Origin of the sequence: Acidobacterium capsulatum ATCC 51196, assembly GCF_000022565.1 — a bacterium.
In the GTDB taxonomy this organism is placed as follows: domain Bacteria; phylum Acidobacteriota; class Terriglobia; order Terriglobales; family Acidobacteriaceae; genus Acidobacterium; species Acidobacterium capsulatum.
This window is the reverse complement of record NC_012483.1, coordinates 1,959,794-1,983,507: the sequence shown is the minus strand read 5'-3', so window position 1 is coordinate 1,983,507 and position 23,714 is coordinate 1,959,794. Positions and strand designations below refer to the sequence as shown.

At 61.8% G+C, this 23,714-nt stretch carries 24 protein-coding genes; 16 read left to right on the top strand and 8 right to left on the bottom strand.

Annotated elements, in window-relative coordinates; all coding sequences use genetic code 11:
* Positions 1-48 precede the first annotated feature (48 nt).
* The 3 genes from ACP_RS07985 to ACP_RS07975 are packed head-to-tail and all read left to right on the top strand — an operon-like array spanning position 49 to position 2,223.
* Entirely contained in the window at positions 49-504 is a 456-nt protein-coding gene (locus tag ACP_RS07985; protein WP_015896787.1) for a hypothetical protein, read from the top strand.
* Between the two features lie 40 nt (positions 505-544).
* Entirely contained in the window at positions 545-1,420 is an 876-nt protein-coding gene (locus ACP_RS07980; protein ID WP_015896786.1) for a hydroxymethylglutaryl-CoA lyase, read from the top strand.
* Between the two features lie 8 nt (positions 1,421-1,428).
* Positions 1,429-2,223 (top strand): enoyl-CoA hydratase/isomerase family protein, encoded by a 795-nt coding sequence (locus tag ACP_RS07975; protein WP_015896785.1) that lies wholly within the window; start codon positions 1,429-1,431, stop codon positions 2,221-2,223.
* A 16-nt stretch (positions 2,224-2,239) separates the two neighbouring features.
* On the opposite strand, the gene ACP_RS07970 is transcribed toward ACP_RS07975, so the two are convergent.
* Positions 2,240-3,229, bottom strand: coding sequence for a hypothetical protein (locus ACP_RS07970; RefSeq protein ID WP_015896784.1), 990 nt, complete (start codon positions 3,227-3,229; stop codon positions 2,240-2,242).
* A 152-nt stretch (positions 3,230-3,381) separates the two neighbouring features.
* Between ACP_RS07970 and ACP_RS07965 the strand changes: the two genes are divergently transcribed.
* From ACP_RS07965 to ACP_RS07940, 6 genes are all read left to right on the top strand, one after another.
* Positions 3,382-3,984 (top strand): HAD family hydrolase, encoded by a 603-nt coding sequence (locus ACP_RS07965; protein ID WP_041839412.1) that lies wholly within the window; start codon positions 3,382-3,384, stop codon positions 3,982-3,984.
* A 227-nt stretch (positions 3,985-4,211) separates the two neighbouring features.
* Entirely contained in the window at positions 4,212-6,680 is a 2,469-nt protein-coding gene (locus ACP_RS07960; protein ID WP_015896782.1) for a penicillin acylase family protein, read from the top strand.
* Positions 6,681-6,819: 139 nt separating this feature from the next.
* Positions 6,820-7,722 (top strand): polyprenyl synthetase family protein, encoded by a 903-nt coding sequence (locus ACP_RS07955; RefSeq protein WP_015896781.1) that lies wholly within the window; start codon positions 6,820-6,822, stop codon positions 7,720-7,722.
* Positions 7,723-7,837: 115 nt separating this feature from the next.
* Complete coding sequence (locus ACP_RS07950; RefSeq protein WP_015896780.1) at positions 7,838-8,224, top strand: DUF6979 family protein; 387 nt, start codon at positions 7,838-7,840, stop codon at positions 8,222-8,224.
* Positions 8,225-8,239: 15 nt separating this feature from the next.
* A complete protein-coding gene (locus ACP_RS07945; RefSeq protein WP_015896779.1) occupies positions 8,240-8,686 on the top strand; it encodes an ester cyclase in 447 nt (148 codons plus the stop codon).
* A 366-nt stretch (positions 8,687-9,052) separates the two neighbouring features.
* On the top strand, positions 9,053-9,421 hold the full coding sequence (locus ACP_RS07940) for a hypothetical protein (protein ID WP_015896778.1): 369 nt from the start codon (positions 9,053-9,055) through the stop codon (positions 9,419-9,421).
* 235 nt (positions 9,422-9,656) lie between these two features.
* Here ACP_RS07940 and ACP_RS07935 read toward each other — a convergent pair whose 3' ends face one another.
* Positions 9,657-11,114, bottom strand: coding sequence for an amidohydrolase family protein (locus ACP_RS07935; protein ID WP_015896777.1), 1,458 nt, complete (start codon positions 11,112-11,114; stop codon positions 9,657-9,659).
* A 392-nt stretch (positions 11,115-11,506) separates the two neighbouring features.
* Between ACP_RS07935 and ACP_RS07930 the strand changes: the two genes are divergently transcribed.
* A complete protein-coding gene (locus ACP_RS07930; RefSeq protein WP_041839411.1) occupies positions 11,507-11,968 on the top strand; it encodes a Panacea domain-containing protein in 462 nt (153 codons plus the stop codon).
* Positions 11,955-12,419 carry a hypothetical protein gene (locus ACP_RS17325; protein WP_148215087.1) on the top strand — a complete coding sequence of 155 codons (465 nt, stop codon included), beginning with the start codon at positions 11,955-11,957 and terminating at the stop codon, positions 12,417-12,419. Before ACP_RS07930 ends, ACP_RS17325 begins: the two co-directional genes overlap by 14 nt.
* A 36-nt stretch (positions 12,420-12,455) precedes the next feature.
* On the opposite strand, the gene ACP_RS07920 is transcribed toward ACP_RS17325, so the two are convergent.
* The 3 genes from ACP_RS07920 to ACP_RS07910 all read right to left on the bottom strand — a co-directional run bounded on the left by ACP_RS07920 (position 12,456) and on the right by ACP_RS07910 (position 15,161).
* Positions 12,456-14,429 carry a DNA repair helicase YoaA gene (locus tag ACP_RS07920; protein WP_238525682.1) on the bottom strand — a complete coding sequence of 658 codons (1,974 nt, stop codon included), beginning with the start codon at positions 14,427-14,429 and terminating at the stop codon, positions 12,456-12,458.
* A 102-nt stretch (positions 14,430-14,531) separates the two neighbouring features.
* A complete protein-coding gene (locus tag ACP_RS07915) occupies positions 14,532-14,906 on the bottom strand; it encodes a type II toxin-antitoxin system VapC family toxin (RefSeq protein ID WP_015896775.1) in 375 nt (124 codons plus the stop codon).
* A complete protein-coding gene (locus ACP_RS07910) occupies positions 14,907-15,161 on the bottom strand; it encodes a ribbon-helix-helix domain-containing protein (protein WP_015896774.1) in 255 nt (84 codons plus the stop codon).
* A gap of 233 nt (positions 15,162-15,394) precedes the next feature.
* Between ACP_RS07910 and der the strand changes: the two genes are divergently transcribed.
* From der to ACP_RS07890, 4 genes are all read left to right on the top strand, one after another.
* On the top strand, positions 15,395-16,813 hold the full coding sequence (gene der / locus ACP_RS07905; protein ID WP_015896773.1) for a ribosome biogenesis GTPase Der: 1,419 nt from the start codon (positions 15,395-15,397) through the stop codon (positions 16,811-16,813).
* Between the two features lie 150 nt (positions 16,814-16,963).
* On the top strand, positions 16,964-18,088 hold the full coding sequence (mnmA, locus tag ACP_RS07900) for a tRNA 2-thiouridine(34) synthase MnmA (RefSeq protein WP_015896772.1): 1,125 nt from the start codon (positions 16,964-16,966) through the stop codon (positions 18,086-18,088).
* Between the two features lie 140 nt (positions 18,089-18,228).
* Positions 18,229-19,230 (top strand): glycosyltransferase family 2 protein, encoded by a 1,002-nt coding sequence (locus ACP_RS07895; protein ID WP_015896771.1) that lies wholly within the window; start codon positions 18,229-18,231, stop codon positions 19,228-19,230.
* A gap of 65 nt (positions 19,231-19,295) precedes the next feature.
* Positions 19,296-19,880, top strand: coding sequence for a c-type cytochrome (locus ACP_RS07890; RefSeq protein WP_015896770.1), 585 nt, complete (start codon positions 19,296-19,298; stop codon positions 19,878-19,880).
* 113 nt (positions 19,881-19,993) lie between these two features.
* On the opposite strand, the gene ACP_RS07885 is transcribed toward ACP_RS07890, so the two are convergent.
* Positions 19,994-21,259, bottom strand: a complete 1,266-nt coding sequence (locus ACP_RS07885; protein ID WP_015896768.1) for a DUF481 domain-containing protein — start codon at positions 21,257-21,259, stop codon at positions 19,994-19,996.
* 378 nt (positions 21,260-21,637) lie between these two features.
* Here ACP_RS07885 and mqnC point away from each other — a divergent pair, with 378 nt between their 5' ends.
* Positions 21,638-22,684 carry a cyclic dehypoxanthinyl futalosine synthase gene (mqnC, locus tag ACP_RS07880; protein WP_015896767.1) on the top strand — a complete coding sequence of 349 codons (1,047 nt, stop codon included), beginning with the start codon at positions 21,638-21,640 and terminating at the stop codon, positions 22,682-22,684.
* Between the two features lie 136 nt (positions 22,685-22,820).
* On the opposite strand, the gene ACP_RS07875 is transcribed toward mqnC, so the two are convergent.
* Both ACP_RS07875 and ACP_RS07870 read right to left on the bottom strand, forming a co-directional pair.
* Positions 22,821-23,138, bottom strand: a complete 318-nt coding sequence (locus ACP_RS07875; RefSeq protein WP_015896766.1) for a helix-turn-helix domain-containing protein — start codon at positions 23,136-23,138, stop codon at positions 22,821-22,823.
* Positions 23,139-23,142: 4 nt separating this feature from the next.
* A complete protein-coding gene (locus ACP_RS07870) occupies positions 23,143-23,571 on the bottom strand; it encodes a type II toxin-antitoxin system RelE/ParE family toxin (protein WP_015896765.1) in 429 nt (142 codons plus the stop codon).
* Between the last annotated feature and the right edge of the window lie 143 nt (positions 23,572-23,714).

Genomic DNA, 23,714 nt, shown 5'->3' with positions numbered 1-23,714 from the left:
TGCGAGACTCTGGAAAACTCCGGGCAGAGAAGTGGCTATGCTGGACTCATGCCTCCGGCCAAAGCACGATCCCGCGCCCGCAACACCCGCCCCAAGCAAGACTCGCGCGCCCGCACCGCCCAGCGCCGCAGTCCTGCGCAGCGTCGCGGCCCGGCGCAGGATCACTCCGTCTGGCAGGTGCTGTTGCCGCTCGCGCTCGGCATCGCGGCCACCTTCGGCACCGTGCGGCTGGCCGCGATTCTCACCTTTATGGGGCCGCAGCCGTTCTCGCTGCTCTATCCGTGGGTGGCGCTCTTCAGCGGACATCCCGTGGGGCTGTCTTATGACAACGCCTCGGCCCTCAGCCAGATGCTGCTCTACCTGCAGTTCCCGCTCTATGGGCTGCTCGCGGGCATCGTTCTTTTTGCCACGCGGCGTTTCTGGCGCGCGGTCACGGCCATCTTTGCCGTGCACATCTTCGGCATCCTGCTGGTGCTGCTGATGAGCCTGCTGCGCGGCCACTGAGGCACTCGCCCCGACCACGTCCAATGCGCTAACCTGTCCAGTGGCCAATACCGTCAAGCTCATTGAGTGCCCCCGCGACGCATGGCAGGGGCTGCCCAAAACCATCCCTGCCGAAATCAAGGCGGACTACCTGCGCACCCTCATCGCCGCGGGCTTCCGTCACATTGACGCCGTCTCCTTTGTCTCGCCCAAAGCCGTGCCGCAGATGGCCGACTCCGAGCAGGTGCTCGACTACGCTGACCCGCCCGATGACGTCGAGCTGATCGGCATCGTCGTCAATCCCAAAGGCGCCGAACGAGCCATCGCCACCAACGCCGTCGCGACCCTCGGCTATCCCTACTCCATCTCGCCCGAATTTCTGCGCCGCAACCAACACCAGTCGCCCGAAGAAGCCGTGGATATGCTCGAACAGATTGGCGAAGCCGCCTACAAGGCCGGGCTCGATTTCGTGGTCTATATCTCGATGGCCTTCGGGAATCCCTACGGCGACCCGGCGGGCGCGGACGAACTGGCCGCCGCCTGCGATCTGCTTGCCGATTCGGGCATCACGCAAATTTCGCTTGCCGATACCGTCGGCCTCGCCACGCCGGAAGAGGTGCACGCGCTCACGCGCGCCGCGCTCGACGCCCTGCCGGAAGGCATCGAGCTGGGCCTGCATCTGCACGCGCGGCCCGAGGAGAGCGCCGAAAAAATTGCCGCCGGTTACGAGGCCGGATGCCGCCGCTTTGATACCGCCATCGGCGGCCTCGGTGGATGTCCCTTCGCGCAGGATGCGCTCGTCGGCAACATCGCCACCGAGGTGGCGCTCGCCGAACTGCAGCGGCTGGGCGCGCCGCTGCCCGATCTGCGCCCGCTCGACGGCCTCATCGCCGCCACACATGCCATCGAACAGAAGTACGGACACACGCGCCAGTGAGTGAAGCCATGCACTATGAGATGATCCAGGTCCATCAGCAATCCGGCCTCTGCCGCATCACCCTCAACCGGCCAGACAAGCGCAACGCGCTGCATCCGCAACTCATCGGCGAGCTGATCGAGGCCTTCCGCGCGGCTGGCAGTGACGCAGCCTGCGGAGCCATTCTGCTCACCGGCGCGGGTTCGGCCTTCTGCGCCGGGCTTGACCTCGAACATCTGCAATCGCTCGAACACAAAACACCCGCCGAGCACCATGCCGACTCCGCCCGCATTGCCGAGCTGTTTCTCGCGCTCTACGACTGCCCCAGGCCCACCATCGCCGCCGTCAACGGTGCGGCCATCGCCGGCGGATGCGGCCTGGCCACGCTCTGCGACTTCACGCTTGCCGTGCCGCGCGCGAGGTTCGGCTACACCGAGGTGCGCATCGGCTTCATCCCCGCGATTGTGTCGTCGTTTCTGCGCGCGCAGGTTGGAGAAAAACAGGCCCGCGACCTATTGCTCACGGGCCGCATCGTGGAAGCGCCTGAAGCGCTCGCCCTCGGCCTCGTCAACCGCATCGTGGAGCCGGAAGAACTCCTGCCCGCCTGCGAGGCGCTCGCAGCGGAGTTATTGAAGAATAGCCCCGAGGCGATCGCCGCCACCAAGCGCCTGCTGCGCGACCAGACCCGCGCCGCGCTCGATGCCGAAATCGCCGCCGCCGTTCAGGCCAATGCCGACGCGCGCCTCACAGACGACTTTCGCGAAGGCATCCGGTCGTTTCTGGAGAAACGCCCGCCGCAGTGGCCCTCGCTCAATCTCAAGTAAAGAGGAGTCGTTCGATCTACAACCCGCGCTCGTGCGCGCGCAACTCCGTCACGATCTCCGCAGCGGCTTTGCGGGCATCCTCTTCGCGGTCGGGCGGAAACGAGATCGCGCCCACCCGCGCATGTCCGCCGCCGCCATAGCGCTCGCAGATTTCCGCCAGATTCACCATCTCTTCCGTCTTGCGCGTCGTCCATGGATTCGACCCCACGGCCACCTTTGTGCGGAAGCTGGACTTTGACAGCCCGATCGAGTACGTCGCCTGAGGATGCAGGTAGTACGGAATGAACTTGTTGAAGCCTTCCATCGGCTGGTCGGTGATGTCGAAGTAGATGGTGCCGTCCTCACAGGCCGAGCGCTCGCGAATCAGCGCCAGCGAATGCTCGTGCCGCTCCATGAGCGGGGGCAGCAGTTCGGCCACAAACGGCTGGCGCAGCACCTCGGCCAGCGGCATCTCGGTCAGCAGCGGAATCAGGCGCGGCACAAAGTGCGCATCCTGCGTGGCCTCGATGATGAGCGTCAGCTTCATGGCGGGCGCGGCCATCTCCACGGCGGCTTCAGGGCTCTCGTAGAGCGCACCGTCCACAATATCGGCCCAATGAATCAGGTCCTTTACCGGCGCGGCGTCAAAGCCGAAGCGCGTCGCCGCGATGTGCGCGAGAAAGCTCGTGCAGGAGGTGTACTCCGGGTCATAGAAGCGGCGGTTTGCATAGCGTCCGTCAGCCATACCGCGGCGGTAGTCTTCGTGATCCTCCGGCGTCAGAAAGGCGCTCAGATGGTGATCGAACCACCAGGTAATCTTCGGCGACGCCGAATACTTGAAATCGACAATCGCATTCTCATCGCCGGTGAAGTCCGCCTCGTTGAAGAGCGCGCCCGCGCGATGCACAAGGCCGTGGAACTCATACTCCGCGCCCCTGGTGATGCACTCGCGATGAAACCGGCTGAAGAGAGAAGCCGAGCATGCTCCATCAAAACACTTGTCGTGATAAAAAACGCGAACTTTCAACGGTGACGGCTCCTGTTCGTTCACAATCCTGCGTTGGAATTCTTTAGGATTGCCGGAGCCGGGCGGTGTGTCAAGGCAAAGGCTGGTCTTTCGCGGGTATCGTACCCTCAAAGTAGAAATCGATTTTCCAGAAAGCGATGATCCTGCCCCGAATGACGCACGAACCGCTCGCCATTCCCTTGAAGCCCTACCGCGCCTACCTTTTTGACCTGGACGGCACCGTCGCGGACTCCATGCCGCTGCACCTGCGCTCGTGGCAGCAGGCCGTCGAGGAGCATGGCGGCCATTTTCCCATGGATCTTTTTTATGAGTGGGGCGGCATGCCGCTGGTCAAGAGCGTGGAGCTGCTCAACGAGCGCTTCGGCTACCGGATGATTCCCGCCGACGTGGTGCGCCGCAAGGAGCAGCTTTACTACGAGCTGCTGCCGGAGCTCGAACCCATCCACTCCGTGCTGGCGCACGTTCTGGAACAGCATGGGCGCATTCCCCTCGCCATCGTCTCCGGCTCGCCCTGCGCGGGCATTCACAACACGCTCACGCGCCTCGGCCTGCTGGACCGCTTCGACGTGCTCATCGGGTCAGAGGATTACACGCACGGCAAGCCTCACCCCGAACCCTTTCTGACCGCCGCCGCGCGCCTCAATGTCGCGCCCGCCGACTGCCTCGTCTTTGAAGACGCCGACGCCGGCATCGCCTCGGCCGAGGCCGCCGGCATGGACTGGGTGCGCGTTCCGGTGCGCCGCCTCGCGGAGTAGAGAACAGTTCTCAGTCCTCAGTGGTCAGTCCCCAGTTTTCAGTCCCCAGTTTTCAGTCCTCAGTGATCTGAGATTCGTCATGAAGACGTGGGTGCCCCGGGTCCGTGTGTCCGGACCCGGGAATCAGAGCGCGGGTGCCCCACATCTCGCTTCTGAGATGTGGGTTTGCCAGTCCGGGGATGTGAGATTGCTGGTACAGGGCCAGTCCCTGAGACAATGAGTGCGACATGGCCTCCGTCTCTTCTGTGTCTTCCCGCTCGCGCCGCCCCTGGCTGCGCTGGACCCTCTCTGCCTTTCTGTTTCTAGTGGCCGCCGCCGCGCTCGGCATCGTGGGCGGCGCATGGTGGATTCGCCACGACATGTTCGCGACGCTGCCCCGTCTGGATGGAACCCTCCACATCCCCGGCCTCGCCGCGCCCGCGCTCGTGCGCCGCGACCAGCACGGCGTGCCGCACATTCAGGCCGCGAGCATCGATGACCTTGTCTTTGCGCAGGGTTATGTCACCGCGCAGGACCGCCTCTGGCAGATGGACATGGCGCGCCGCCTCGCCGCCGGAGATGCCGCGCAGGTGCTCGGCTCCTCACTGGTAGCGCACGACAAGCTGGAGCGCACGCTGCTGCTGCTGCCCACCGCGCAGCGCATCGCCGCCAGCATGAGTCCGGCGGAGCAGCGCTACTTCGCCGACTATGCGCGCGGCGTCAACGCCTACATTGCGCAGCATCGCGGCAATCTGCCCACGCCCTTTCGCGTGCTCATGTACAAGCCCGAGCCGTGGACCTCGGTCGATTCCATCCTCATTGGCCTCAGCATGGTGCAGATGCTCGATGAGCACTGGCCCGACAAGCTGGCCCGGCAGCAGATCACCGCAAAGATCGGCCCGGCGCTTGCATCCGCTCTTTACCCCACGGGCTCGTGGCGCGACCATCCGCCGGTGAGCGATCAGCCGCCCATCTCCGCGCCGGATCAGATCATTCCGCAGATTCCGCTCGATCCCTCGCAGACGGCAGCGCGCCTGACGCGGCCCCTCGCGCATACCAGATTCAGCCGTGCCGCCAGCGCCGACCTCGCCCGGCTGCGCGCCATCGACGGCCAGCCCGCCTGCCGCGGATGCACCTCGGGCTCCAATGAATGGGTGGTCTCGGGCGCGCACACGGCCAGCGGCAAGCCCATGCTGTCCAATGACATGCACCTTGAGATGCAGCTTCCGGGCATCTGGTATGAGGCCGACCTTGAGGCTCCCGGCTTTCACGCCGCCGGAGTCACGGTGCCCGGCATGCCCTTCATCATTGCCGGGCACAATAGCCACATTGCCTGGGGATTCACCGCGCTCTACGCCGATACGCAGGATCTCTACATCGAGCATCTCAACCGGCGCGGCACCGCTTACCATGACGCTTCCGGCTGGCATCGCCTCACGCTGCGGCATGAGCGCATTCCGGTGCGCGGCGGTCCCAGCGTGCCGCTGACCATTCGCATCACCAATCACGGGCCCATTCTCAACCCCGTGCTGCCGCATACCCGCGAGACGCTCTCGCTGCGCTGGACCGCCTACGATGCCAGCGCCAATCACCTGCCGCTCTTCGCGCTCGATACGGCCTGTGACTGGGCCAGCTTTCGCGCGGCGCTCGCCGAGTGGTGGGCACCCACGCTCAACGTGGTGTATGCCGACGATCAGGGCAACATCGGCTATCAGGCCATTGGCTATGTACCCTACCGTCCGGGTGGACTGGCCGGCGTGCCCATTGCCGATGCGCAGCATGAGTGGCAGGGCATGATTCCGTTCAACAAGCTGCCGGAGTCTTTCAATCCTCCCGAGGGCCTGCTGGCCACGGCGAATGCACGCGTCACGCCCACAGATGACCCCATGCCGCTGACGCTCGAGTGGGCTGACCCGTATCGCAACCAGCGCATCTGGCGCGTGCTGAGCGGGCGCAACGGGCTCACCCCGGCCGACATGCTCGCGCTGCAGAATGATGTCTACTCCGCGCTCGATCAGCTCGTGGCGCAGCGGCTCGTCTATGCCATCGACCATGCGGATCATCCGTCAAAGCGGCTGCGGCGGGCGGCCAACATCATGCGCACCTGGAATGGCGAGGTCACCACGGATTCTTCCGCGGCAGCCATTGTGGATGCGGAGCGCAGCGTCTTCTGGCGCATGCTGCTCGAGCCGAAACTCCGCGCGCGCTGGACGCTCTACAGTTGGGCCGAGAGCCAGTATGCCGAGGAGCAGCTTCTCGTGAATCAGCCCGCGGGCTGGCTGCCGCGCCGCTACCGCAACTGGAACGACTTTCTGGCCGCCGTGGTCACCGAGGGGCTGCGCAAGAAGCACGCCCCGGCCGATCTGACCCACTGGCAGTTTGGCTCCTGGCACGTGGTCGAGGTGGAGCATCCGCTCTGGGGCATGCTGCCGTGGTTCCATAATTGGACCGGCGTGGGCCCGCTGCCGCTCTCGGGCGACACCAGCACCGTCAAGCATGTGAGCCGCAGCTTTGGCCCGTCGCAGCGCTTCACCATCGACTTCGGCAACCCCAACGCCGCGACAGAGAATATCGTGATCGGCCAGTCCGGCGACCCGTTGAGCCCCTGGTACAGCGACCAGTGGCCCTTCTGGTATCACGGAACCACCTTTACGCTCCCCTACGGCGAGGCCGAGGTCTCCGCCGCCACCACGCACGCGCTGCATCTGGTGCCGTGAGAGTCGAGTTGTCAGGGATCAGTTGTCAGTTCTCAGTCCCCAGTTCTCAGTAAAGCGATTCGCTCCTGCAGGGAGGCCGGGAAACTCACGACTGGGGACTGGCAACTCACAACTTGCTATCCTGTTACTTCAAACGACAATGTCCGCCACGATCGATGTCACCGAAATTCTTCGCGCCGGGGTTGAGGCCACCGACGCCGCTCTGGAGCGTCTGCTGCCCGCTCCCGATGCCGTGCCCAGTTCCATTCATCGCGCCATCCGTCACAGCACCTTTGCCGGCGGCAAGCGCCTGCGCCCGGTGCTCGCCATGGAGGCCGCGCGCACGCTGCGCCGCGACCGCGCCCTGCCAGCCGGAGTGGAGGACCTGGGTGCAGCCATTGAAATGCTGCACACCTACTCGCTGATTCACGACGATCTTCCGGCGCTTGACAACGATGACCTGCGCCGTGGCAAGCCCACCTGCCACGTCGTCTTTGGCGAGGCTATTGCCATTCTGGCGGGCGACGCCCTGCAGACGCTCGCTTATCAAACGCTCGCGCAGCTTCGCTGCCCCGCGCCCGCGACGGTGGAGATCATTCGCCTCATCGCCGAGGCCACCGGCACCGTCGAAGGTATGATTGGCGGCCAGGTGCTCGATCTCGAGGGCGAGGGAACCAGGCCCACGGCGGAGTCGGTCGATGCCATTCATCGCGCCAAGACCGGCGCGCTCATTCGTGTCAGCATCGTCACCGGCGGCGTGTATGCCGGGGCCACGCCCGAAGACGTGGAGCGCCTGACCATCTTTGGCCGCAAGGCGGGCCTCGCCTTCCAGATTGTGGACGATGTGCTCGACATGACGCAGGATTCCGCGCACCTGGGCAAGACCGCCGGCAAGGATCTCGCCACCGACAAGGCCACCTGGCCGGCCGTCTTCGGCATCGAGGCCTCGCGCCGCGACGCCGCGCGCCTCATCGACGAAGCCTTCGCCGCGCTCGAGCCGTACGGCCCTGCCGCCGATGGACTCAAAACGGTCGCCCGTTTTCTGGTCGAGCGCACGAATTAGGTAGGAACAGCTAATAGCTGTTAGCTGTTAGCTCTTAGCTAGAAGCTAAAAGCTAAAAGCTAAAAGCGGGCTGGTTCTCTTGTAGAGTCAAAACTAAAAGAAGGTAGGGTTCGCCGTGGCCAACAGGTACGGAGAGGCGGCACTGATCGCATCTCAACAAGGCAGCTCAGGCACAGTCAATCCCGTGGCAAGGTGGGAAGCCGCTATGTTGCAGGTCTATCCCACAAGCATCGCGGCCCGGAAGAAAGGCTCTCCTCGGGGAGCATTTCTCGGTCTTTGCGAAGAGGGATTCGTGAAGGGCATTCCTCCGGGGCACTACGCGGCGTCGAAGGACAACAAGAATTATGCGGTCCGGGCTGCGGAATTATTGCTGGAAGGCTCACGCAAATGGTCTCGAAGTGAACTGTGGCAGGCCGTCACAGAGGATCCATCTAAAAAGGAAAATCATCAGATGGACATTGTCCTGGCACTCTGGAAACACGACCTGATCGTGAAGAGATAAGGCGGCCTGACTCCCATGACCCATTCCCGCAAGCAGAAGCTCGCGCAATTTATCCGGCAGGTTTGGGACGAAGGCAATGCCGATGCCGTGGATGCCTACCTTGCGCCCGCGTATACCCTGCATCACGATCCCGGCGATGCCTGGGAAGGCCAGACCCTTGATCGCGCCGGATTCAAGGATCGCCTGCTGCGCTCGCGTGCCGCGTTCCCTGACCAGCGCTTCGACATTCAGCATTCCATCGAGGATGGAGATACGGTCGTCATCACCTGGCTCTGGCAGGCCACGCATCAGGGCGACCTTCCGGGTTACGTGGCGACCGGAAAAACCCTCCGCATGTCCGGGGCCACGGCCTACTTCTTTGACGAGCAGGACCGTCTCACGGGCCACTGGCAAATCACCGACCGGCTGACAATCTTTCAGCAGCTTGAGCGCAACAAGGCCGCATCTGCGGGAAATGGGTGACCGCGCTCACACGAGGACGCTTTTAGATGCCCTCTGTGCACCCATGGTTGGCTCTCGAATGCAAATAGAGCGTGTGGAGTTACAAATAGAAAGTAGTCAACTGCCAGGCGGGTAAGGGCAATAGATATGCGCTCCGGGCACTCGGTGTCTCGCGCGGCCGCCGGAAAGGGCCGGAATTGTCTTTTGTCACTCACCATGTGACAGCAGGAGCACAACTTTTTTATTTTTTGGTTTTTCTGGGGTTGCCTCTTCAACTTTTACAAATAAAACCGGTTAACAGAAAAACGTAACTATGACGGTTTCTAATGCTGTAGATATCCCGTGCCCGCGGTTTGACAGGCGCATCCTGAGTACTAGCATCGATATATGGAAAGAAAAGCGATCAACACGATGAAGAAGAGTCCTTTTGCCGCCGGGTTGACAGCATTGCTCTTTGCCGCAGCGGTCTGTCAGTCTCCTACTTTGTTGCATGCGCAAACGCAGAGTCAGTATGCGCAGGCACAACAACAACCAGCGCCGCAGCAAAAGAATCAGATGTTTTCAGGCAAGATCATGCCTCTGAAAAACGGACATTATGCTTTGGTCACGGGGAAAGGGCCGCAGGGGCAGTTGGTGGGTCACTTTGTGGATGACACCAAGGAAGCCAGCAAGTATTCCGGCAAGGCCGTGATGGTAACCGGAACACTCAACATGGCAAACAATACCGTTCACGTGAGCAAGATTCAACCCAGATAGGCTATCGAGCCACTCCAGCGCCCAAACACAACGTAGCAATCAGAGTTCCTCTGCCTCATTCATGTCCGCATCTGGCATGCGTGGGGCAGAGTGACTCGGCAATTGTTACAAATAGCAATTTACTCTCGCGCCGGAAGTACTATTCGCAGACAGGATTCAAGCCGGCTGTCCATTGCACTGCTCAAGACCGCCAGCTTTTTTGCGAATCCTCGTCCATTTCCCCCAAGACCTGCGTTTAGCGCAGGCCCATCCATCCCTGAATCGGGGCAATCAGCTTCGCCGGGTCATATCCCACACCGTCTTTGAACACCACCTGCACATTCTCAATGTCGTGAATATTTTTGCCCGGGTCGCCCTTCACCACGATCAGGTCTGCCTGCTTGCCTGCGGCGACCGTGCCCACGCGCCGGGCAATGCCGAGAAACGTCGCGCCATTTTCGGTGGCAATGTGAATGGCCTCTTCGGGGGTGAATCCGGCCTGCACCAGCAGTTCGAGCGCGCGCTGGTCGCCATAGCCCGGCAACACGCCGCCGTAGCCGGTGGGGTCGCAGCCGAACATCAGCAGGCCGCCCTGCTTCACAAAGTCGCGCTCAAACTGCATCTCCATGGTGAGCAGGCGCGGCATGATGGAGCCCTTCGCGTGCGCGGCGATGGCGGTGCGCGTGGCCATGTAATCCTTCCAACTGGCGGGGAAGAGCACGGCCTTGGCGCGAATCTCTTCGCTCATGGGCGGCTGGTTCGGCGCGAAGCTCTCAAACACCGCCAGCGTGGACGTCACGGCGACGTGATGCGCCACCAGCACGTGAATGGTCTTCTGAATCCGCGGGCCGGAGACGTCCAGCTTCGCCAGCGCCTCTTCGCCCTCGCGCTGCCCCGGACACACGCCCGGCTGCTTGTTCGGCACAAATTCGGTATCCACAATCAGGCCGTGCTCCAGATTGTCCATGCCCATGGCGGCGGCCTGCTGAAAGCCGATGGAGCAGAGGTGCCCGGTGATCTTCATGCCGTGCGCGTGGACGTGCGCAATCGCCGCGCGCAGCTCGGGCGGAGTGATGTGCATGTAGGCCTTGTAAGAGGTGACGCCCTCGGCCGCCCAGTAGTCCACCGTGCGCGCCGCATCCGCCGGCCCGGTCAGGGCATGGAGTTGCGGGCCAATCGGCGGGTTGCCCTCAAGGTACGGCGAGGTGATGTAGAAGTCCGGCCCCGGAATCGCGCCCGTATCCACCAGCTTTTTCACTGCCAGATCGGTGTACGGCTCAATGCTGCCGGTGGTGCGCGCCGTGGTCACGCCCGCCGCCAGATAGAGCCGGGGAGCGCTGTCGGCCATCTCGCCATAGAGCGGCAGATGCCCCCGGCCATTGCCCGGCAGCGGATAAAACAGATGCTCGTGCATCGCCACATAGCCGGGCATGACGGTGTCGCCGCTCAGGTCGAGCACCTTCGCCCCGTCCGGGTGCGGAGCACCCGCCGCCGGGCCGGCGTAGGTGATGGCGCCATGCGCGACGATGATGGTCTGCGCTGCGCGCTCCGGCTCGCCCGTGCCGTCGATTACGTGGACGTGCTCCAGCACCACGACCGCCGCGTCGATGCTGACGGAGGGCAGCGGTTTGGCCGCCGTTTGCGCCATTGCCGAAGCACCGAGCGCAGCCAGGAGAGAAACCAATGCGGGAAAACGGAACTGTTTCAGTGACATATTCGCGAAACCTTTCCACCACGAATCAAAACAGGATTAAGAGGAAACACCACTGTCGCCGACGCGAGCCATGCGGTCAAGCAGGAAAGAAAAGTCCACTTGAGAGCGAAATGCAATCGACGGCAACGGCTTTAATTGAACTGCAGAATTTCTCTATGGAGTGAAAATATGTCGCCATTGCGCGCAGGCGAGCGCAAGTTCCTGTAGGAGCCCGGTCGCGTGTTGTGAGCGTGGAATGTTTAATTTTCAATATCAGGTTTTCCACAAAGGAACAGAATGAAAAAAATACGGAAATTCATGTCTTATAGCGCGTTCAAGCGTCCTATAGTAGAGGAAGTTTTCCGCTTAGCGGCCGAGTTTTCCACAGGCCGCCTCGGCGCACTTGGGAGGAAATGATGGCTTACAACATTGACGTCGTCGCTGATGCTTTGCTGAATGCAAGCCGTGAACGTCGCATTGAGGTCAGCAATCTCAAGTTGCAGAAGCTGATGTATTACGCCCAGGGGTGGTATCTGGTTCTCACCAGTCAGCCTCTGTACTCTGAGGATATTCAGGCTTGGGTCCACGGCCCTGTTATCCCGTGCCTGTTTCATCGTTTTAAGCCCTATAAGTGGGGTGCTATTGATGAGAAAGGCAAGCAGGGTAACCCCGTTTTGCACCGTTACTTGGGGATGCTGCTAGAGAAGTATGGCAGATACTCAGCAAAAGAGTTAGAACAGTTTACTCACAATGAAAGGCCGTGGATTGATGCGAGGGCTGGTCTGGCTGTTGACGAACCTTCCACGAGAGTTATCACTCAAGAAGCATTGAGGGCTCATTTTTCCGCGTTGATGCAGGCGAGTGCCGCTAAATAAAAGCAGACAAAAGCGTCGCGCAGCAAAACGACAGCAACAAATTCCGCAGCAAATCCCAGACCCGCAGATGCCTGTGGGCCTGGAACTCATCACCTTCTCGTTCAAACATCTGGATATCGAGCATAAAAAGTTTCCGCTTACAGCTTGCAACGCTGATTTCTACCAGGAGCTTCTTCGGACAATTAAGTCGTATAGCGGATGGAGTGTAGAGCGGTTTTGTGAGCAGAATCACCAGTTTCATCGCCACCTAATCGACTTTGAAAGCACTACCGAGCCGCAAGGTTTTGAATTGGACGAACAGTTGGATTCCGGAGAGTATTGGCAGATATGCCTAAAGCCCACTGAAAAGTGGCGAGTGCATGGCTTCATCGTTGGCAGTACATTTTTCATCAAATGGCTCGATCCGGAGCATCTTCTTTGTCAGCCCACAGGTAAAAAACAGCCGAAATAGCGCGTATGCAGGGTGTAGGCCGCCTCGGCCTAATTCCTAAGCGAAAAAAGCTTCCACATCGCCTAGCTCCTGCGTGACGCGGTAGCGCGGCAGGCTGTCGAGAAAGACCTTGCCGTAGCGCTTCTGCTGCAGGCGCGGGTCGAGCAGCACCAGCACGCCGCGATCTTCCATGGAGCGAATCAGACGCCCGAAGCCCTGCTTGAGCGTGATGACCGCGGCCGGAATCTGGAAGTCGAAGAACGGGTTGCCGCCGGTCTCTTCAATGGCCCGCATGCGCGCCTGCACTACGGGGTCAGACGGCACGGCAAAGGGCAGGCGGTCAATGATGACGCAGCTCAGCGCCTCGCCCTGCACGTCCACCCCCTGCCAGAAGCTCGATGTGCCGAAGAGCACGGCGTTGGGCGTGTTGCGGAACTCCTCGATCAGCGCCTTCTTGGGCGCGGTGCCCTGCAGCAGCAAGGGGAAGCCGACCTCGGAGAGCAGGCGCTCATACACGTCGCGCATCTGCTGGTAGCTGGTGAAGAGGCAGAAGGCGCGGCCTTGCGTGATTTCAAGAATGCGCCGGATGCGCGCCGTGGCCTCGACGGCGAAGTCCGGCTCGCGCGGATCGGGCATGTACGGCGGCAGATACAAGAGCGCCTGCTGCTCGTATTTGAAGTGCGAGGGAATGATGAGCTCGCGCGCTTCTTCAAGGCCCAGCCGCTTGCGGAAGTGAGCAAAGCCGCCCTGCACCGTGAGCGTGGCCGAGGTTAGCACGACGGTGCCGAAGTTCTCAAACAGCACCTCGCCCAGCAGCTCTGACACATCGATGGGCGTGGCCTGCAGATGCACGGTCAGGTTTTTGCCGCCGCGCCGCTCAATCCAGAAGACGGTGTTGCGGTCGCCGGCCTCGAGCACAAACCGCAACTGCTCGCGCACATCGGCGGCCCGCTTTTTGAGCGGACCGGCTTCGTCCACGCCGCGCAACTGCTCCAGCTCTTTTTCGAGCCGGTGCAGTGCATTGGTCACGCCCAGGTACAGGTCGCCGTGCAGCTCAAGAAATTCGTCGCGTTCGGTGAAGGGCATGCGGCCTTCATTGGCCGCGCCGCGCGGCAGCGCGCCAAAGAACATGCGCGCCCGCTCGCGCAGCATCTGCGCCGCCTGCACCATCTCCACCTTGAGGGCGTCTTTGGTGCGCAGCGTGATCTCAATGTCGCGCGCCAGCTCTTCAAAGCGCACGTTGCTCAGGCTGATGCCAAAGTAGCTCGACGCCACATCTTCAAGCTCATGCGCCTCGTCAAAAATCACCACGGTGGAGTCGGGCAGCACGCCCGCATCCGGCGCGGCCCGAGCCTGCTGCTTGATGGCCAGGTCGGCAAAGAACAAATGATGATTCACAATCACCACATCGCTCTCGGCGGCCTTGCGGCGCATCTCGGTGATGAAGCAGCGCTCATAGTCGGGGCACTTCTGCCCCAGGCAGGCCTCGCTGCGCGCATCGAGCTTGGGCCAGACGGCGCTTGCCTCGGGCAGGTTGTCAATCTCGGCGCGGTCGCCGGTTTCGGTGGTCTTCTCCCACTCGGCAATGGCCTGGTATTGGCTGATCTCTTCCAGACCGTTCAGGATGGGCTGGCTGCGCAGCGCATAGAGCTTGTGGCGGCAAAGATAGTTCGCGCGGCCCTTCATATAGGTCACGCGCAGGGGCCCAAGCAGCGACTCAAGAAAGGGAATGTCCTTGAAGTAGAGCTGCTCCTGCAGGTTCTTGGTGCCGGTGGAGATGATGACCCGCCGGCCGCTCCTCAGCGCCGGCAGCAGGTAGGCGAGCGTTTTGCCGGTGCCGGTGCCGGCCTCCACGATCAGGTGGCGGCCCTCTTCGATGGCGCGCTCCAAGGCCTGCGCCATTTCGAGCTGCCCCTTGCGAAACTCATAGGGCAACTGCGAGTTGGCCAGCAGCCCGCCCGGCGCAAAAAACGCATGCAGCGAAGGGAAGCCGGACATGGCGGACATGGAATGGGTCGCAGGCGAAGACATGGGGAACTCCCTCAGCATACCGGCAATCGTGTGGATGCGGGGAAGCGGAGAGTAAGGGAGCGCCGTCCGAGCGAGATCGAGCCCGAAGAGGCGTAAGCCCTTTCAGTAAAACCGCACTCCGGCCATCGGATAATGCTTGCGGTTGCGTGTCCACAGCATCGCTTCCTGCTGCACGGCGGCCGCGGCAATCAGCGCATCGCCCAGCTCGACACTATGGCTTTTGTGAAACTGCCGCAGAAATGCTCCGGCCATCCTGCCGGTTTCTTCATCCAGCGGAGCACAATCGATCGCCTGAAACAGCCGCGTGAGCAGTTCCTGTTCGCCCGGGCGTGCGCCGGCCCACAACTCGGCGGCTGTCACCGGCGTGTAGAGAACGGCTTCCACGCTGCGGCTCAAGGCCATCCATCGTTCCACGATCGCCGTGTCGCGGCCGCGCGAGACCTCGATCAGAATGTCGGAATCGACGAGAACGCTCACCTAGCTGTTGAGCCTTGCCAGCCGGTTGCCACGCCGCATCTCGCGCACGTATTCGGTCGAGTCCTGCGTGTCGTGCTGAGCAGCCCGGCTGCCGGCAAAGGCCGCCATAACGGCCTGGCGATCCTCGACGCCGTGCAGGTACTGTTCGCGGGCGGCCCGTCGAACCAACTCAGAGATGGTCGTCTGCTCGCGGCGCGCCCGCGCATGCAGGGCACTCCACAGGTCCTCTTCGAGATAGAGTTGCGTCCGCCTCATGATGTATATCGTACATCTATTTCCAGCCGCCCGGCCATTGTGCCGCCAAACCCGCTAAAATCAATGAGGCAGCCCGGAATCCGTTCCACCCTGCCCGCCAATTCTGGAAAGTCCGGTCCTGTCCCTTGAAAAAGACTCGTAAACCCGCGCGGCCGCCTGCACGCACGTCCTCAAAGACGGCGGCGCACCGCATTCATCAGCCGTTGGCCGGCGCCACGCCCGGCTCGGCCGCGATGCCCACCTTTGCCATTGTGGGCCGCCCCAACGTCGGCAAATCCACGCTCTTTAACCGCCTCACCGAGTCGCGCCGCTCCATTGTCGGCGACGAGCCGGGCATCACGCGCGACCGCATCTACGGCGAGGTTCGCTGGGCCGGCCGCACGGCGCGCCTGGTGGATACGGGTGGCATCGTGCCCGATGACGAAGCGCTGATTCCGGCGGAGATCTTCCGGCAGGCCCGCGTTGCGCTCGAAGAGGCCGAGGCCATTGTGATGGTGGTCGATGGCCGCACTGAGCTGGCCGCGCCCGACCTTGACCTCGCGCGCCTGCTGCTGCGCACCGGCAAGCCGCTCTTTCTGGCCGTCAACAAAATCGATACGCCGCAGCTCGATGCCTCGGCGGAGAACTTTCGCCAGCTCGGCATTCAGAACCTTGTCGCCATCTCGGCCGAGCACGGCCACAATGTCGGCGACCTGCTCGACGAGGTCTTCGCGGTGCTGCATTTTCCGGAACCCGAGACCGAGCCGGAAGTCGAGTCTGAGGCCGAGTCCGATGGTGCCGCCGAAAAGCCGGAACCCCTGCACCGCACCCACGGCGAGTATGAGCAGCCGGAGACGCGTGTCGCCATCATTGGACGGCCCAACGTGGGCAAGTCCACGCTGCTCAACGCGCTCACCGGCAGCAGCCGCGCCATTGTGTCGCCGATTGCCGGCACCACGCGCGACGCGGTCGATGAGGTCATTGAGCACAACGGCCAGACGCTGCGCATTGTGGACACGGCCGGCATTCGCCGCAAGGGCAAGACCTATCTGATGGCCGAGAAGCTCTCAGTGGTCATGGCCCGCCGCCATCTTGAGGCCGCCGATGTGGCGCTGCTGGTCATCGATGCGACCGAAGGCGTGACGGCCTCCGACGCCACCATCGGCGGCTATGCGCATGAGAGCGGCCGGTCCGTGATCATTGTCGTCAACAAGTGGGACGCCGTGACGACAGGCCGCACCGACGGCAAGCCGCCCGCCGACCGCGCCATCTTTGAGGAGCAGGTGCGCGACCACCTCAAGTACCTGAGCTATGCGCCGGTCATCTTCATCTCCGCAGCCGAGGGCAGGAATCTGAACCGCATTCTCGATGCCGTCATGCGCGTTGCCGCGGAGCGCCGCAAGCGCGTCACCACGGGCCAGATGAACCGCTTCCTCGACCAGATCGACTTTCAGCGCGCGGGCGTGCCCATGTCGCACAAGATGCGCATCTTTTACATGACGCAGGCCGCAGTTGCGCCCCCGACCTTTGTGCTGTTTACCAACCGGGATGTGAAGCTGCACTTCTCCTTCGAGCGTTTTCTGGAGAACCAGATTCGCGCCGCCTTCGGCTTTGAGGGTTCGCCCATCTGGCTCAAGGTGCGCCCGCGCGAGAAGAAGGATGAGAAGGGGTAAAGCAGCGAGTCAGCGCGCCTTTGGCGCAAGCCAGCCAGCAAGTCAGTTAGCAGAGTCTCACGCCTTCGGGTTGGCTGACCCGCTGACCGGCTAACTCGCTGACTTGCTGACCGGCTGCATCCCCAACCACCCCTGGCGCATACTAATAACGTGAGCTTCAACAATACAGTCGCGGTGGCCATGTCCGGCGGAGTCGATTCCTCCACGGTGGCGGCCATGCTGCGCGAAGAGGGCTACGACCTCATCGGCCTCACGCTGCAGCTCTGGAACCAGCGCCGCCTCGCCGGCAAGGACGGCATGCCCGAGCCGGTGCAGGGCCGCTGCTGCTCCATCGATGATGTGTATGACGCGCGCCGCGTCGCCGAGACGCTCGGCATCCCTTACTATCTGGTCAACGAGCAGGAGCGCTTCGAGTCTGACGTGGTGCGCCCCTTCGTCAGCGAATACCTGCACGGACGCACGCCCATTCCGTGCTCGCTCTGCAACAACCACCTCAAGTTTGATCAGCTTCTGCTGCGCGCGCGCCAGTTTGGCGCCGACCGCATCGCGACGGGCCATTATGCGCGCAACGAGTATGACCCGGCGCGCGGCCGCTGGATATTGAAGCGTCCGGCCGACCGCAGCAAGGATCAGACGTGGTTCCTCTTTGGCCTCACGCAGGAGCAGCTTTCGCGCACGCTGTTTCCGCTGGGCGGCTACACCAAGCCCGAGGTGCGCGAAATTGCCGCCACGCACAAGCTGGCCCTCGCGGCCAAGCCGGATTCGCAGGAGATCTGCTTCATCCCGAACGGCGACTACAAGCGTTTCATTGACGCTTATCTCGATGAGCAGGGCGAGAGCATTCCAGACAGCGCGGGCGAGCTTGTTTCCACCACGGGCGAAGTGCTGGGGCGTCATGCCGGCATTCACAACTTCACCGTGGGCCAGCGCAAGGGGCTCGGCGTCACCGCGCCCAATCCGCTCTATGTGCTGCAGATTGATCCGGCATCGCACCGCGTCACCGTGGGCAGCGATACGGAGCTGGCGACCGAGACCTTCCGCGCCCGCGACTGCAACTGGATCAGCATTGCTGATCTGACCGGCGAGCGGCGCGCGCAGGTCAAGATTCGCCACCGCCATGAGCCCGCCTGGGCCACTGTGCGCCCGGTGCGCGGCGCGGATGGCACGGCCGAGGCTGAGATCACCTTCGACGAGCCGCAGCGTGCGGTGACTCCGGGGCAGTCGGCCGTCTTCTATGACGAGGACGAGGTGATCGGCGGCGGCTGGATCGTTTGAGGCCGGCGAGCGGCAGCTTTTTTTGACATGCCCATCCGCAGCCCACGCGATACACTCGGGAAAAGCAGTCTCTGCCGTCCGTCAAGCGTCATCCTCTGTCAACCTTGCCCCGAACCGACCCGAGAAATTCAGGAGAGAGAATGCCGGTTTCCCTCGTCATGCCCACCTACAACGGGATGAAGTTTCTGCCGCAAGCAGTGGAATCGGTGCTGGCCCAGCATTATCAGGACTGGGAGCTGATCATCAGCGACGATGGCTCCAAGGACGACACCCGCGCCTGGTTGTCCACTCTGAATGACCCGCGCATTCACGTGCATTTTCAAGAGAAGAATCTCGGCATCTTCGGCAACCTTAATTTTGTGTGCGCTCAGGCCCGGTATCCGATCATTCAGATTTTCTGTCAGGATGACTACTTCCATGATGAGCACTCTCTGGACAGGCTCATGGCGGAATGGGAGAAGCTGCCGCCGCAGATCGCCTTTTTGCGCTGCAATCATGATCCGGCCAATGCGAACTCGAAGCTCTCCGCATTCGAGCGCGAGGTTTTACCGGCCTGGGTGGACCCGGCCCGCTCTGATCTTTACTTTGCTGTGTTCGGCTGCATTCCGGGCAATCTTTCGAATGTTTCGTTGCGTACGGCGGTGGTGGCCGAGGCCGGATGGTATCGGCCCGATCTGCCTTACTCCGGGGACTTTGAGTTCTGGAGCCGTGTCGGCCACCGCTCTCCCTGGGCGCTGAGCCAGACCCGCACGACGGTGATCCGCTCGCACGACGGGCAGGCGTCGAACTTTTTGAATTTCAAAGGTGAGCTGATGAAACAGATGCGCGCCGTGCTGGAGCCTCTTTACCGCAATGCGGTGGCATCCGGCACCCCCGGTCTCTGGCTGCGTCTGATGCTCACCATGGGCTACACTGCGCAGCACATGGATCGCGGCGTCAAAGGACTTCTCTTTCGGCGCGACTCCACTTATCTGCGCGTGGTCATGCGGGAGCTGGGCAGCGCGGAGTTCTCGTTCGGGCCATTTTTGACATGGGTGCTTTTCTTTATGTCGCTTGGAGGACGAGCCTTTCGGATTACGGTTGCTCGCCGCCTCTTCGCGCCGGATGAGCGCAACCGCGGCTGGCGTCCGCCGCAAGCATGAAGAACTTGTCATTGTTGATTCTCTGAACATCGCCTCCCGCTATGATGGTTCGCGAGGAGCGCTCCATGAAATTCCTGTCGGGTCTGATTGTTGGTCTGCTGATATTGCCTCTGGCTGTGTTCTTTTACTTCCGCTTCGGTCATCCGCCGGTGGCTGTGGCCGATCAACCCTTCCCTTTTGAAAAGCAGATTGTGCATGTCCCGTTACATGCCCGCATTGCGCGGGAGATGCCCGGCGCAGCCCCTATCGCCATTACTCCGGAGAATCTCTATGCGGGCGCCGAGATCTACCGTGAGCAGTGTGCGGCCTGCCACGGCGTGGTGGGACATAACTCCGACTTTGCCGCGCACATGTATCCGCATGCGCCGCAGCTCTGGGTGCCTCATCCCTGGAACAAGAGCGTGGTTGGCGTCAGTGACGATCCGGCCGGGGTCACCTACTGGAAGGTCGCCAATGGCATTCGCCTGACCGGCATGCCCTCGTTTGACAAGGTGCTCAGCCCCGAGCAGATGTGGCAGGTGAGCCTGCTGCTCTCCAAGGCAAACACGCCGCTGCCGCCTGCAGTGGAACAGATTCTGCACCAGCCGCTCGACTTCTCGGCTACTCCGGCCGCGGCGGCTATGCCCATGCCTGCTCCTGCCAAAAAGTAAACGGCAACAAGAAAAGCCCCACGCTTTGATGAAGAGGCGTGGGGCTTTTTGCGTTCGTCGATGGGGCGGTCTTTGCGGGGCCCCCACGAACAGGTCTTTGTTCGTGGGGTGCTCTAGTACTTCGACTTGATCGTGTAGCTGACCCCGGTCGTCAACTGGAAGGAGTTCCGCTTGGTTGGCGGCTCCGAGGCTGGGGGATCGTTCAGGTAGCTGTCAATGGTGCCAAACGAGAAGCTCAGATTCTTGAAGAAGGGAATCGTCACCGTATCGGTTTCACTTCCCGAGTAGGCGGCTGTGTTGTTGAAGGCCGGGATGTAGGAGACGTTCTGCACAAACTGCATGTTGTGTGGCAGCTTCAGTTGATAGACGCTTGCCACGGTCGAGCCAAACAGTGTCTGGTTCTGCCCTGATGTCGCCTGAATGAACGTCTGCCCTTCATATTGCAGTGAGATTTTCAGATCCAGTTCCTGCTTGGGCCGCTTGATCGTCGTCCAACCGATGCCGCCGCCATAGGCCTGCTGCAGATCGAGGTTCTGGGCATAGTTGTGGTCAAACGAGGTCTGGGCCAGCGCATAAAAGCGTGGGGAGAAGTAGCGGTCTTCTTCCGCGTCGGCGTGATAGATGGCGCTCTTGGTGATGCTCGCCGGCACATAGGTGATCGCCGGAGGCGTACCGGAAACGTACGAGTAGGCCGGCTGCTTGATCTTGCCGTAGGAGCCGCTAAAGTCCACCGTGGTGCGTGAGCGAGTGTTCAGCCATGGCACGGTGGGCACAGTGCGTGCCAGCGCGACTCCGCCGGTGAAGGTGAACTCCTGCTGTGTGGCCTGCACCACCGTCGCGCCGCCGGTCAGGGTGCCGTTCCAGGCCTGCAGCCAGCCTGGCGCGCCGCGCAGCTCTTTGGCCACGGTCTGCTTGTCGAGCACATACTGCGCTCGCTTGACCGGAAACGTCACAGCCGGGGCCGGCTGAGTGGGCTGCACGGTCAACATGCTGTTTGCAAGCGAGAGCGTGCCGATGGGAATTTCCGGCGGTAGATGCCGGTGGCGAATCGTGACGCTGCCGGCCAGCACGGCCAGCTTCGAGTGCGTGTGCAGCGTCTTCACCTTGCTCCAGGGAATCGTGACATCGCCGAGCATGTCGCTGTGAAAGGTGATGCTCTTGCCCACGGCGCGCACAAAGGTGCCGGAGATTTGATCGCCGTTAGTGAAGACCACGACATCAGGGGGCGGCGCGTTCTTCTTCTTGGCCGCCGCCGCTCCGCCGTCGCCATCGGCCCGCGCGGCAAGGGGCATGGATAACGCCAGCATCAGCAGGCACAGCAAAACGCCGGCGGGCGTCCTGCGAATCTGGTGAGGAGAACTGCGTACAAAATATTGCAAGGGAACAAACCTGTCGAAAGCAATGAAATCAAGGTTGAGATACTGCCACTCCCAGGCGGGCCATGCGGCAGATCCATTGAGTATTCGTTCTACAAAGGCCCGGTTGGATGCAAGATCGAGCTAAGACCAGGGGGCGCAGACTCAGACCCGATCAGGCTACCGCACTTGTGCAGAGAAAGGACACACGTCCTCTTCAGCGAGCGGCATTGACCGGCATCTCTCCAGACTCCCTTTTGTCGGATGCATGGACCCGGCCTTGCGTCGCGAAGTTGTGGCGATCTTTGCCCCGCATCCAATTGGTAACCGCTCTCTTTGCCGTCTCAAAACCGGCGGGAGCGCACATTTCCACGCGAGCCCGGGGTTTCATACAATAGAGTCATGGGAATCACCCGCCAGCAAGCCCTCGATTACTTCGCCTCCGATGATCTGATCGGCCTCGGCATGGAAGCCGACGCCGTACGCCGCCGGCTGCACCCCGAGGGCGTGGTCACCTACATCATCGACCGCAATATCAACTACACCAACTTCTGCACCGAGTACTGCACCTTCTGCGCCTTCTATCGCCCGCTCAAAGGCAAGATGGCGAGCGAAGGCTACATTCTCGACTTTGAGACCATCTACGCCAAGATTGCCGAGACGGTCGAGATGGGCGGCACCGGTGTGCTGATGCAGGGCGGCCTGCATCCTGATCTCAAGATCGAGTGGTTTGAGCGCCTGCTCAAGGGCATCAAGCAACGCTTCCCGCAGATATGGCTGCACTGCTTCTCGGCCTCTGAGATTCTGGCCATTGCCGAATACAGCGACCTCAGCGTGCATGACACCATCCTGCGGCTGCGCGATGCCGGGCTTGATTCCATCCCCGGCGGCGGCGCCGAGATTCTCGACGACGAGGTGCGCCACCGCATCGCACGGCTCAAGTGCGGCACCGAGGACTGGCTGCTCGTTCACCGCACGGCGCACCAGCTCGGACTGCGCACCACCGCCACCATGATGTTTGGCGTGGGCGAGAGCTTTGAGCACCGCGTCAACCACTTCGAGCACGTTCGCCGCCTGCAGGAAGAGACCGGCGGCTTCACCGCGTTTATCCCGTGGAGCTTCCAGCCTCAGCACACCGCTCTCGGCGGACGCGGCTGGAACGAGGCCACGGCCGTCGAATACCTCAAGACGCTGGCCATCTCGCGGCTCTACCTCGACAACATTGAGAATGTGCAGTCCAGCTGGGTCACGCAGGGCCTCAAGGTGCTGCAGATGGGCCTGCGCTTCGGCGGCAATGACGTCGGCTCGGTCATGCTGGAGGAGAATGTCGTCAAGGCGGCCGGCACCTCGAACTGCACCACCGAGGAAGAGCTGCGCCGCGTGATTCGCGACGCCGGCTTCAAGCCCGTGCAGCGCGACACCCTCTACCACACGCTCTTCCTCAACTAGATTTGCTGCAAGCAGAAGGGCCAGCATGCATGCCATGCTGGCCCTTGTTGTTTTGCGCGAACTTGAAATGCTTATGGGGGCGGTTGGGAAGCGGATCGTTGCATGGGAAGCTGCCGGTTTCATGCTCCGCTTATTCTCAGGCCACAGACTCCAGACCCTTTTTGTCGACGAGAGAGAGCAGCTTGAGCGATGCGCCCTGCGGGTGCTTTTCTCCGCGTTCCCATTTGCTCACCAGGCTCGGGGTCACATTCAGATAGGCCGCGAAAACCGTTTGACTCGCCTTTTCACGGGCACGCAGGGCACGGATTTTCTGCGGTGTCATCTTCTGAATCGGCGTCAGACAAAGCGCGTCAAACTTGCGCATGGTCTTTTTGTCCATGCCACCCACGCGATGCAAATCCGCCGCTGTCTCGTGAATGGCAGCCATGACACGGCTGCGGTATTTCCTGGGCATAGCTCTATTCCTCCGGCTCTTCGACCTCGAAGAGCGCTCCATCTTTTACCCGCTTGGCGATTTCGGCACTTGTGTAGCCTAGAATCACTTCCGCCAGTTCCCGGAATGCCTCCAGTTCGTCCGGCTTGATGTTGGCAAGGTCCTTTTTCTCGAAGCCGTAGACATAAACGGCGCGGTTGTTTTTCCTGAAGAGAATGATCGTCCGCGACCCGCCCGACTTTCCCTCCCCGGCGCGGGCAATCCGTTGTTTGATCACTCCTCCGCCGAGGTCTGCATCCATTAGGCCTTGATTGACCTGCTGAGCGGCCCTCCAAAGATCCGCATCGGCGATGCGGGCCTTTTTCGCGAAGCGTGTAAAGGGCTTCGTCTTGTAAACCGGCAGCGTCTTGGGAGAAGAGGGCCGCAACGGAAAAAGTATAGCACTTGGTGCCATAATAGGTGCCGCGTGCCGCCTCACCTTAAAAGGGCTGCCCGTGTACAGAGCGGTCCCGGCCTGAACCCAAACGGAAAAGCGGCCCGCTGCATCCGGGCCGCCCTCCTGCGCTTCCAGTTTCAGCCCGCGCCAGTTCCTCCGGC

Coding starts and splice junctions, on each gene's coding strand:
- ACP_RS07985 (WP_015896787.1), top strand. CDS start 49: ATGCCTCCGGCCAAAGCACGATCCCGCGCCCGCAACACCCGCCCCAAG.
- ACP_RS07975 (WP_015896785.1), top strand. CDS start 1,429: ATGCACTATGAGATGATCCAGGTCCATCAGCAATCCGGCCTCTGCCGC.
- ACP_RS07965 (WP_041839412.1), top strand. CDS start 3,382: ATGACGCACGAACCGCTCGCCATTCCCTTGAAGCCCTACCGCGCCTAC.
- ACP_RS07960 (WP_015896782.1), top strand. CDS start 4,212: ATGGCCTCCGTCTCTTCTGTGTCTTCCCGCTCGCGCCGCCCCTGGCTG.
- ACP_RS07955 (WP_015896781.1), top strand. CDS start 6,820: ATGTCCGCCACGATCGATGTCACCGAAATTCTTCGCGCCGGGGTTGAG.
- ACP_RS07945 (WP_015896779.1), top strand. CDS start 8,240: ATGACCCATTCCCGCAAGCAGAAGCTCGCGCAATTTATCCGGCAGGTT.
- ACP_RS07940 (WP_015896778.1), top strand. CDS start 9,053: ATGGAAAGAAAAGCGATCAACACGATGAAGAAGAGTCCTTTTGCCGCC.
- ACP_RS07935 (WP_015896777.1), bottom strand. CDS start 11,114: ATGTCACTGAAACAGTTCCGTTTTCCCGCATTGGTTTCTCTCCTGGCT.
- ACP_RS07930 (WP_041839411.1), top strand. CDS start 11,507: ATGATGGCTTACAACATTGACGTCGTCGCTGATGCTTTGCTGAATGCA.
- ACP_RS07920 (WP_238525682.1), bottom strand. CDS start 14,429: ATGTCTTCGCCTGCGACCCATTCCATGTCCGCCATGTCCGGCTTCCCT.
- ACP_RS07910 (WP_015896774.1), bottom strand. CDS start 15,161: ATGAGGCGGACGCAACTCTATCTCGAAGAGGACCTGTGGAGTGCCCTG.
- der (WP_015896773.1), top strand. CDS start 15,395: ATGCCCACCTTTGCCATTGTGGGCCGCCCCAACGTCGGCAAATCCACG.
- ACP_RS07895 (WP_015896771.1), top strand. CDS start 18,229: ATGCCGGTTTCCCTCGTCATGCCCACCTACAACGGGATGAAGTTTCTG.
- ACP_RS07890 (WP_015896770.1), top strand. CDS start 19,296: ATGAAATTCCTGTCGGGTCTGATTGTTGGTCTGCTGATATTGCCTCTG.
- mqnC (WP_015896767.1), top strand. CDS start 21,638: ATGGGAATCACCCGCCAGCAAGCCCTCGATTACTTCGCCTCCGATGAT.
- ACP_RS07875 (WP_015896766.1), bottom strand. CDS start 23,138: ATGCCCAGGAAATACCGCAGCCGTGTCATGGCTGCCATTCACGAGACA.
- ACP_RS07870 (WP_015896765.1), bottom strand. CDS start 23,571: ATGGCACCAAGTGCTATACTTTTTCCGTTGCGGCCCTCTTCTCCCAAG.